This window comes from Nonomuraea sp. NPDC049269, from assembly GCF_043197155.1.
Taxonomy (GTDB): Bacteria; Actinomycetota; Actinomycetes; order Streptosporangiales; family Streptosporangiaceae; genus Nonomuraea.
Genome location: NZ_JBICSO010000007.1, coordinates 297,654 through 306,143, shown reverse-complemented (window position 1 = coordinate 306,143; position 8,490 = coordinate 297,654). Strand labels below are relative to the sequence as shown.

The following is an 8,490-nucleotide window of genomic DNA, read 5'->3' as shown; positions in this document are numbered from 1 at the left end:
GTCGGTTAAATTGTGGTTCCCCCGGTTGCACGGAAACCTGTGTGCCCAAAGCTCAGGTGTCCGTGCAACGGGGGGAACCTCAGAACCAGATCCGCGACTCACCCGCAGAATGACCGAGGCCTGCAAGAGTGCGATCAGACCGGGGCCTCGTCAGTCAGCGAAGGCGTCGCGTGTGGACGCAGGACCATGAGCGAGCCTTCCAAGGTCGCCACCATGGCGAAGGGAAACCGGTCGACCTCAAGACAGAGCGCGACGTCATCAGGATGGACTCCTTGACGCACCCCCTCCGCCAGTTCGGCGGCGGCGCGCGACTCGGCAGCGCGGCGGAGGAACTCAGCGGCATCCGTCCCAGCCTCGGTGACCCTCCGAGCGATGTATTGAGCACATGCCAGATCTTCATCGGCCTGCCCATCCTCGCCAGTGACCACGAACGTGACACTGTCACTCTTGCTCGTCCGCAAGAGCCGAGCCGTTGCCTCCGCCACCACGAAGCTGGCGCACAGCACCAGCGGCGCCTCCTTGACCGCAAGGGCGCCGACTGTCCCTGCCGTGGTCTTCTGCACAACGGTCCGTCCGCCAAGGTCAATGGACCGCAGCAGGCCCGGCGAGTTGACGGTGTCGAACCCGGGCGCGGGTGGACCGTCTTTGAGTGCCACCCAATCCGGGTGGCGAGCCTTGAGCGCCAGGGCTTCGTCCAGCGACTCAGCAAGAACGATCTTCTCCGCCCCCTGGGCAAAGGCCCAGGCGGCCACGGTGAATGCACGCATGACGTCGACCACGACCGCCACGGACGGGGCTTCGACCAGATCAGCGATACCAAGGAAACGAGTGTCCATTCCGGCCATGATCGCGCATGCCCGAGCCGAGGCACCCAGAGAGTGATGCATCAAGTCGACGGCCTCGGAACGCAACACCTCCTGGTGCGCCTTCTCGACCGGAAGCGCCGCCGGCGGTCGAAAATCGCGTTGCCTGTCGTGTTCATGGTGAGACCCTCCATTCAGGCGCCGGCGCCGCCGTCGACCGGCACGATCGCGCCGGTCACCATGGAGGCTCGGTCGCTGAGCAGCCACGCGGCCACCTCGGCGACCTCGCGGGGCTCGGCCATCCGGCCGAGTGGTGTCGCCGCGTTGTTGGCCTCGATGATGCCGGGAGTCGCTGCCTCCCACTCCTCCATCATCTCCGTGGCGGTGCCGCCGGGGGTGATGCCGTTCACCCGGATGCCCTCAGGGGCCCAGGTCACCGCGGCGGTCTCGGTGATGCTGTTGAGCGCGCGCTTCATGGCGCCGTATGCGGGCAGCGGGGGTGCCGCACGGCGGCTGCCGATGCTCGAGGTGTTGACGATCGCCCCGCCCCCGTTCTGACGCATGAGCGCGGCCTCGGCGGTCATGGCGGTCCAGTGTGCGCGGAAGTTCACGGCGAACTGCTCGTCGATGTCCTCGTCGCTCGTGGTCTCGAGCGGGCCGGGCTGCTGCTGGGCGACCGCGCCGTTGTTGAAAGCGCCGTCGAGCCGTCCGTGCAGCTTCTCGACACGGTCGACGGCGGCGCGGATGCTCGCGCGGTCGGCGAGGTCCATGGTGACGGCGTCGGCGACGCCTCCGCCGGCGCGGACCTCGGCGACGATGCGGTTGAGGGCTTCGGTGTCGCGGGCGGCGAGCACGACGGCGGCGCCCTCCCGTGCGAAGAGCCGGGCTGCGGCTGCGCCGATGCCGCGGCTGGCGCCGGTGATGAATACGACCTTGCCGGTGAGCAGGCCGACGGGCGTGGTGTCGATGTTGTTCGTCATACCAACAGCGTGCGCGGCCCCGGGGGTCCGGATACAGGCACAGGCGGTACTACGATAAATAGCCGCGCGGCGTGCACACTCGAGATATGGATAAGCACGAGCTTGGGGCGTTTCTCCGCAGCCGTCGCGAGCGGCTTTGCCCGGAGGACGTCGGCCTCCCCTCGGGCGCGCGACGCCGGACGCCGGGTCTGCGCCGCGAGGAGGTGGCGGTCCTCGCGCACATCTCCACCGAGTACTACGTCCGTCTCGAGCAGGGCAGGGCACCGCGACCGTCGGGCGAGGTCCTCGCCGGGATCGCAGGCGCGCTGCGGCTTACGGACGCCGAGTTCGATCACCTCCACGTCCTCGCGGGCACTGCGCCGAGCCGTACCGGACTGCACCGCCGCGACGTGCGCCCGAGCATTCTCGCGCTCCTTGAGCGGCTCCCGCAGACAGCTGCGTTCGTGATGTCCGCGGCGTTTGAGGTGCTCGCGTGGAACGATCTCGCGGCAGCCCTGATGGAAGACTTCGCCGCGCTCGCCCCCGAAGACCGCAACCTCGCACGTAAGGCGTTCCTCGGGCCGACGCGGCCCGACGCGCCGCTGTATGGGATCTCCGACGCCGCCGAGTTCCGGCACCAGGTCGTCATGGGGCTTCGTGCCACCCTCGCCCGGTACCCGTCGGATCCCGCGGTGACCGGTCTCCTCGAGGAACTGCGCGACGGCAGCCCCGAGTTCACCCGGCTCTGGGAACGGCATGACGTGCAGGCGGCGCCGATGCTCACGAAAACCTTCCGTCACCCGGCCGTCGGGGAGATCACCCTCGACTGCGACTCCCTCAAACTCACCGACCGCGACCAGCACCTCGTGCTGTACACCGCGCCACAGGGATCCCATGACGCGGACGCTCTGGCGCTGCTGAATATGCTGGGAACCGAGAGCATCGACGCAAGCACATCGCTCTGACGGAGCCCGACACGACGGATGCCTTCTCGCCTGGGCGTTCGCGGTCAGTGATCCATTCCGAGCACCAGCTTGGCTCGTGCCGGCCGTCGAAACGCGTCCGGCGAGCGATCGCTTGATCGCTTGACGCGGGCGATGATCGAAGAGTCCGGGTCTCCGGCCAGGCTGAGCGAAGCGCGCGTCGCACCGGGGGCATCGCCGAGGACACGCGCCTCAGCCCGTCGTCCAGAGACGGAGTTTCGCGGGGTTGCGTACTACCCAGATGTGCTTGATCCGGTCGCCCGCGACCTCGAACGCGAACACCGTCACGATGACGCCGTCTTGCTGGGCCACCAGGCCGGGCTGACCATTGACCGTACGTTCCAGGAACGTCATGTCGCCGGGCCTCCGGCGGGCGATTTCGAGCCAGGCGTGCGCGATCTGCTCGCCGCCTTCGATGGGGTGCGGGAAGGTGATGGCGAGGCCGCCGCCATCGGCGATCGCCGTGGCGTCGGGGTCGAGCAGGCCGATCAGGGCATCGATGTCCTTGGCCTCCCACGCCGCTTTGAAGGCCCGGACGACGCCGGCCTGCTGGGCCACGGGAGTCGCGGGTGCCTGTGAGGCCTGGATGCGGCGGCGGGCCGAGGAGGCCAGCTGTCGGCATGCCGCCGGGGTACGGCCGACGATTTCGGCCACTTCGGCGAAGGAGTAGCGGAAGACGTCGTGCAGGATGAACGCGACGCGCTCGGCCGGGGTCATCGATTCGAGCACGACCAGGAAGGCCAGGTTGACCGACTCATCCAGGGTGACCCGGTCGGCCGGGTCGACGGTCGTGCCGCCCGGCCGCTCGGTGGCCCACTCCGTATGCTCGGGCAGCGGCTCGGGGATCCATTCGCCCACGTAGGTCTCTCGCCGGGCCCGTGCTGAGTTGAGCAAGTTGAGGCAGATGCGGCTGGCGACCGTCGTCAGCCACGCGCCGGGGGACGCGATGGCGTCCCGCTGCTGGCTGGACATGGCGTACCAGCGAGCGTAGGTCTCCTGGACGACATCCTCGGCCTCGGCCAGCGAGCCGAGCAGCCGGTAGGCAAGATTGATCAGCTGCCGCTGCTCGCTGATGATCATGCTCAGAGCTGGATCGGACCGGCCTGGTCCTGGCCTGGATTCGTTGGTCATGGGTGTTGCCGGCCCTTCTCGGTCTCATCTGCTCTCACCACTTCGACAAGACACCCCGCCGGAATGTGAGGTCGGCGCCTGCCTCACATTCCGGCGGGCGGTCTTGTCGTACCCGAAGAGACGAACACACCAGCCAGGAGACACCATGACGACTTCGTTCACTGACTCGGCGCCCGCGCAGACCCTGGAGCGGGTGGCCGCCGCGTTGAGGGCGAACAATTTCGCCGTCGAAATCCTCGATGACGCCGCCGCCGCGCGTACCCGCGTCAAAGACCTGATTCCCGAGGGCGCCAGCGTGTTCACCGGGGCCAGCGAGACCCTCCGCCTGTCCGGCATCGATGAGGACATCAACCAAAGCGGGCGATACAAGTCCGTCAAGGCACGCAGCGTGACCATGGACCGCGCCACCCAAATGGCCGAGATCTGGCGGATGATCGCCTGCCCCGACGTCATTGTGGGCAGCGTCGCCGCGGTCACCGAGACCGGCTCCCTTGTGGCCGCCTCGGCCAGCGGAAGCCAGCTGGCCGGCTACTCGGGCGCCGCGGGCCGCGTGATCTGGGTCGTCGGAGCGCAGAAGGTGGTCCCTGACCTGAGCGCCGCGCTGCGCCGCATCGAAGACCACTGCCTCCCGCTGGAGAACGAGCGCGCCATGAAGGCGTACGGGGTGCCCAGTGCCCTCAACCGCCTTCTCGTCCTCAACGCGGAGCCCCACCCCGGACGCGGCACCGTTCTGCTGCTCCGCGAAGCCATCGGATTCTGACACCCCAGGTCCTCCAGTTTGAAGTCAAGGTGGCAGCGGGCACGGACATCCTCGTTTTCGATCACAGGGAGCAGGCACCCACGTGATCTTGAGGCTCCGTGCCCGCGCTGCTTCTGGACCCTGCTGCGCGGGCTCTAAGGGGATTTGTCTGTCGCGCACGCCATCATGGCGGACGTCCATTCCGTACGAACCCAAGGAGTGAGCATGATGGCCACCGGCGGCGCAGACTGGTCCGGCACCAGCTGGGACGACTGGGCGGATGCCCACCTGATTCGCGCGCGCCTCGACGCCGGCGCGGATCCCAACGCGGGTGTGCACCACCACGGGCGGCCGTTACATGCCGCAGCCGAGCTCGGCTCACCCGAGGTGATAGCGGAGTTGGCCGCTCGCGTTGACGACGTCGACGCCGAGCACCAGGGCCACACCGCACTCTGGCGAGCCGTCTTCGCCAACCGCCCCGACAACGCCCTCGCCCTGCTCGCCGCCGGTGCCGACCCGTGGCGGCCGATGATGTCCGGCTGGACGCCCGGAAGGCTCAGTCTGGCCAGTCCCACACCCGACCTGTTCCCCCTCCCGCCAGGCCGGCCCAGCTTGTCCGCCGCCGAGACCGCGGCCGTCGCGGAGGCCAGACGCCTGATCGACGCCCTGGGCGAACTCGAGTACGAGGGGCTGGGCCTGGTCTGCGTCGCCGGGATCGGCATGGCCGAAGCCGTACGACGGCTGGAGGCCGAACAGGCCTACGAGGATGACGACGAGTACCTGTCGTCCAGCATGGACTCTCGCACCACCGTCGGCATCACCGAAGTGCCCGGCGGATGTGTCGTCAGCCAGCAATGGGGCGCCCTCCCGTGCAGCCACCGCGTCCTCGAGCGCCTGTCGGCCGGCACCGTCTGCTACGCGCTTTACGCCAACCCCAGCAGCGGCGACCAAGGGAGCATTGCCCGCGATGGCGTCGTCGAGCAATGGGACACGCACCCTGGCGGCGGCACCGTCTCCCCTGACGCCTCCGCCGAGGACATCCTCACCACCTACCTCTATCACCACCAGGCCGTGGCGTACTGCTGCGCCGCCGCAGGCCTGCGCATGACCAGCGGCCGGGCGATCACCGGTTTGCCCGACGACTACCTGCGAATCCCCGCAAACCTGGGCTGAGGAACAGGTGTGGGACTGGAGGGGTCGACGGTCCGGCAGCTCGCCACCGAGCAGGGCGGCAGTGGCACCGCGAAGTGCCCAGCGACCTGTGAGGTAGGCCACCCGCCCCGCCGGAGCAGGTCAAGCGTCTTTCCGACGTACCCGGAGGATGGCCAGGCCGAGGGCGAGCGCCGCGTACCCGCCCAGTACGGCGAGGCCGGCCCACGGCGCCAGCGGGAAGTAGCCCATCTGCGGCGCGTAGTACGCGAGCACCTGCGGATACTCCTGCACGCTCTGCTGGATGGCGAACCCGGCCGCCGGAGTGAGCCGCAGCAGCCACTGCGACACGCCCAGAGGCAGACTGGAGACGGTGGCCAGGAGGTACGGCAGCAGGACGGTCGCGACGGCGACGGTGATCGCCACGGCGCTGCGCCGGAACAACGCGCCCAGCCCCAAGGCGAACACGGCGGCGGCGGCGAGCAGCGCCGCGGTGCCGACGATCACCCGCAGTTCGGTGAGCGGACTCACTGGCAGGGGGTAGGTGCCGTTGGCGCGCAGGATCCGCGTGCAGATCGGCACCGTCACGGCGGCGCTGACCAGGCCGGCGGTGAAGGTGACCAGGCCGATCACGGTGGCCTTGGCCGCCAGCACCCGGCCGCGCCGCGGGCTGGCGAGCAGGCTGGTGCGGATCAGGCCCCGCCGGTATTCGGCGGTGATGAACAGCACCGCCACCACCATCACCGCGATCAGCCCGACCAGCGCGCCGATGAGGGTGCGCTCGATGGACTGGCCGTCGCTGATGGGCGCGATGTCGCCGGTCCCGCTCACGGTGAGCGTGCCGCCGGACTCGACGAGCCCGTTCGCCTGACGGTAACGCTCCCAGTCGGTCTTTCCGTCGACTCCCACATCGTCGCGGCTCCACGCGCCACGGGGTACGTCGCCCTGCACGCTGACCTGGTCGAAGACGGCGGTGGTCTGGGTGAAGCGCAGTTGGGTGTTGCTCCCGCCGAGCGAGCCCTGCTCCACCGTCAGGTCGCCCGGCGAGTTGGCGAAGAGCCCGATGCGTACGGTGTCCGGCAGCCCGGTCAGGTCAGCGGTGCCGACCTTGGTCCACTGCTTGCCGTCGGCCGACTCGTAGCCGGTGAGGATGTCGCCGGAGCGGGTCAATCGCAGCCAGCGCGGGAACGTCGTCGAGCCCCCACCCGTGTCGTGCGTGAAGTTGTGCTGCATCCGCACCCCGTGGCTGCCGGTGACCATCACGGCGGCGTACGCCGACCCCTGCTTGATGCTCTGCTTGATGATCAGTCCGGCCTTCGCCCACGGCACGAGCCCGGGGACGATCTGGTCGTGGTTGGGCGGAGGATAGGTGATGATGCCGGACATGGAGGTCAGGCGGGCGGTGATGCTGCCGTCGCCGGTCAGTGGCCGGTTGACGAAATAGAGCCGGTCCCGCACCGCTTCGCCGCCAGGTCCCAGCGGCGGGATGGGGCAGGCGACCTCGATCGGACCCTCGCTGCACGAGGAATGGCTGGCCGCCGAGAATCCCAGGCCGAGCAGTACGGTGGCCAGTGCCGCGGCCGTCATGGTGAGCACCCAGCCGCGGACCGTCCGGAACTTGGTCCATTCGGCGCGCAGAAGTTGCGCGAACCCGTCCCGGCCGGCCCGCAGATCGGACCGGTACGGGGTGATGGTGCTGGTCATCGCGCGACCTCCTGCTCTGCGGCGCGGAAGTCGACCGTGTTCCGGGTCAGATTCATGTACGCCTCCTCCAGCGTGGCGCGGTGCGCGGCGACCTCGGAGAAGGGCACCGCGTCCCGGGTGAGCAGGGCCACGATGTGTTCGGCCGCCAGGCCGGTCACGGTCAGGGTGTCGCGGTCGGTCGCGGCCACGGTGGCGCCGGCGTGGGCCAGCGCGCTCATCGCCTCCGAGCGGGCGGTGGTACGCAGGCTGACCCGGCCGGTGGAGGCGGTGGCGATCAACTCGGCCACGCTGGTGTCGGCGATCACCCGGCCGCGGCCCACCACCACGAGATGGCCGGCGGTGTCCTCGAGCTCGCTCATCAGATGGCTGGAGACCAGCACGGCGCGCCCCTCGGCGGCCAGCGACCGAAGCAGCCCGCGCATCCACACGATGCCCTCGGGATCCAGGCCGTTGACCGGTTCGTCCAACATCAGCACCGGCGGGTCACCGAGCAGCGCCGCGGCGATGCCGAGCCGCTGCCGCATCCCCAAAGAGAAGCCACCCGCCCGCCGCCGGGCCGCCGAGCCCAGCCCGACCTGCTCGATCACCTCATCGACCCGCCTGGCACCCAACCCCTGGGAGTGGGCCAGCCACAGCAGATGGTTGCGGGCGGTACGGCTCGGCTGGAGAGCGGCGGCGTCCAGCAGCGCGCCGACGTGATGCAACGGGTTGCGCAGGCCGGTGTACGGCCGCCCGCCCACCAGCGCGCTGCCCTCGCCGGCCGCGTCCAGGCCGAGGATCACCCGCATCGTGGTGGACTTCCCCGCCCCGTTCGGGCCGACGAAACCGGTCACCTGCCCCGGCTCCACGGTGAAGGACATCCCGTCCAATGCCATGGTCTGACCGAACCGCTTACGCAGCCCGACGACCTCGATCGTTGCTTCCATGCACGGCACACTAGGCAGCGGTACGCCACAGGTCGTCACGCCGACGAGCCATCTTCACCATCGCTGACTCGGGGGACCCGCCGTCCCTCACATGAG

The 8,490-nt window shown here is 69.4% G+C and carries 8 protein-coding genes; 3 read left to right on the top strand and 5 right to left on the bottom strand.

The genetic code is table 11. The annotated features are described in order from the left end of the window. Positions 1-134: 134 nt before the first annotated feature. Positions 135-836: a 2-phosphosulfolactate phosphatase gene (locus ACGFNP_RS36980; RefSeq protein WP_393326706.1), complete on the bottom strand. Its 702-nt coding sequence runs from the start codon at positions 834-836 to the stop codon at positions 135-137. 161 nt (positions 837-997) lie between these two features. Then, complete coding sequence (locus ACGFNP_RS36975) at positions 998-1,783, bottom strand: SDR family oxidoreductase (RefSeq protein WP_358317924.1); 786 nt, start codon at positions 1,781-1,783, stop codon at positions 998-1,000. 86 nt (positions 1,784-1,869) lie between these two features. On the opposite strand from ACGFNP_RS36975, the gene ACGFNP_RS36970 reads away from it, so the two are divergent. After that, positions 1,870-2,727 (top strand): helix-turn-helix transcriptional regulator, encoded by an 858-nt coding sequence (locus tag ACGFNP_RS36970; protein ID WP_358317925.1) that lies wholly within the window; start codon positions 1,870-1,872, stop codon positions 2,725-2,727. Between the two features lie 210 nt (positions 2,728-2,937). On the opposite strand, the gene sigJ is transcribed toward ACGFNP_RS36970, so the two are convergent. After that, positions 2,938-3,825, bottom strand: coding sequence for an RNA polymerase sigma factor SigJ (gene sigJ, locus ACGFNP_RS36965; protein ID WP_393326702.1), 888 nt, complete (start codon positions 3,823-3,825; stop codon positions 2,938-2,940). 196 nt (positions 3,826-4,021) lie between these two features. Between sigJ and ACGFNP_RS36960 the strand changes: the two genes are divergently transcribed. Continuing rightward, positions 4,022-4,636 carry an LUD domain-containing protein gene (locus ACGFNP_RS36960; RefSeq protein WP_393326699.1) on the top strand — a complete coding sequence of 205 codons (615 nt, stop codon included), beginning with the start codon at positions 4,022-4,024 and terminating at the stop codon, positions 4,634-4,636. A gap of 204 nt (positions 4,637-4,840) precedes the next feature. Beyond that, positions 4,841-5,788 (top strand): ankyrin repeat domain-containing protein, encoded by a 948-nt coding sequence (locus ACGFNP_RS36955; RefSeq protein WP_393326696.1) that lies wholly within the window; start codon positions 4,841-4,843, stop codon positions 5,786-5,788. Between the two features lie 120 nt (positions 5,789-5,908). On the opposite strand, the gene ACGFNP_RS36950 is transcribed toward ACGFNP_RS36955, so the two are convergent. After that, a complete protein-coding gene (locus ACGFNP_RS36950; RefSeq protein WP_393326693.1) occupies positions 5,909-7,468 on the bottom strand; it encodes an ABC transporter permease subunit in 1,560 nt (519 codons plus the stop codon). Continuing rightward, on the bottom strand, positions 7,465-8,394 hold the full coding sequence (locus ACGFNP_RS36945; RefSeq protein ID WP_393326690.1) for an ATP-binding cassette domain-containing protein: 930 nt from the start codon (positions 8,392-8,394) through the stop codon (positions 7,465-7,467). The genes ACGFNP_RS36950 and ACGFNP_RS36945 overlap by 4 nt, the downstream gene beginning before the upstream one ends. Positions 8,395-8,490 lie beyond the last annotated feature (96 nt).

Bases quoted from the DNA above. Each gene is read 5' to 3' on its own strand.
- ACGFNP_RS36980 (WP_393326706.1), bottom strand. From the start codon at position 836: ATGGACACTCGTTTCCTTGGTATCGCTGATCTGGTCGAAGCCCCGTCC.
- ACGFNP_RS36975 (WP_358317924.1), bottom strand. From the start codon at position 1,783: ATGACGAACAACATCGACACCACGCCCGTCGGCCTGCTCACCGGCAAG.
- ACGFNP_RS36970 (WP_358317925.1), top strand. From the start codon at position 1,870: ATGGATAAGCACGAGCTTGGGGCGTTTCTCCGCAGCCGTCGCGAGCGG.
- sigJ (WP_393326702.1), bottom strand. From the start codon at position 3,825: ATGATCATCAGCGAGCAGCGGCAGCTGATCAATCTTGCCTACCGGCTG.
- ACGFNP_RS36960 (WP_393326699.1), top strand. From the start codon at position 4,022: ATGACGACTTCGTTCACTGACTCGGCGCCCGCGCAGACCCTGGAGCGG.
- ACGFNP_RS36955 (WP_393326696.1), top strand. From the start codon at position 4,841: ATGATGGCCACCGGCGGCGCAGACTGGTCCGGCACCAGCTGGGACGAC.
- ACGFNP_RS36950 (WP_393326693.1), bottom strand. From the start codon at position 7,468: ATGACCAGCACCATCACCCCGTACCGGTCCGATCTGCGGGCCGGCCGG.
- ACGFNP_RS36945 (WP_393326690.1), bottom strand. From the start codon at position 8,394: ATGGAAGCAACGATCGAGGTCGTCGGGCTGCGTAAGCGGTTCGGTCAG.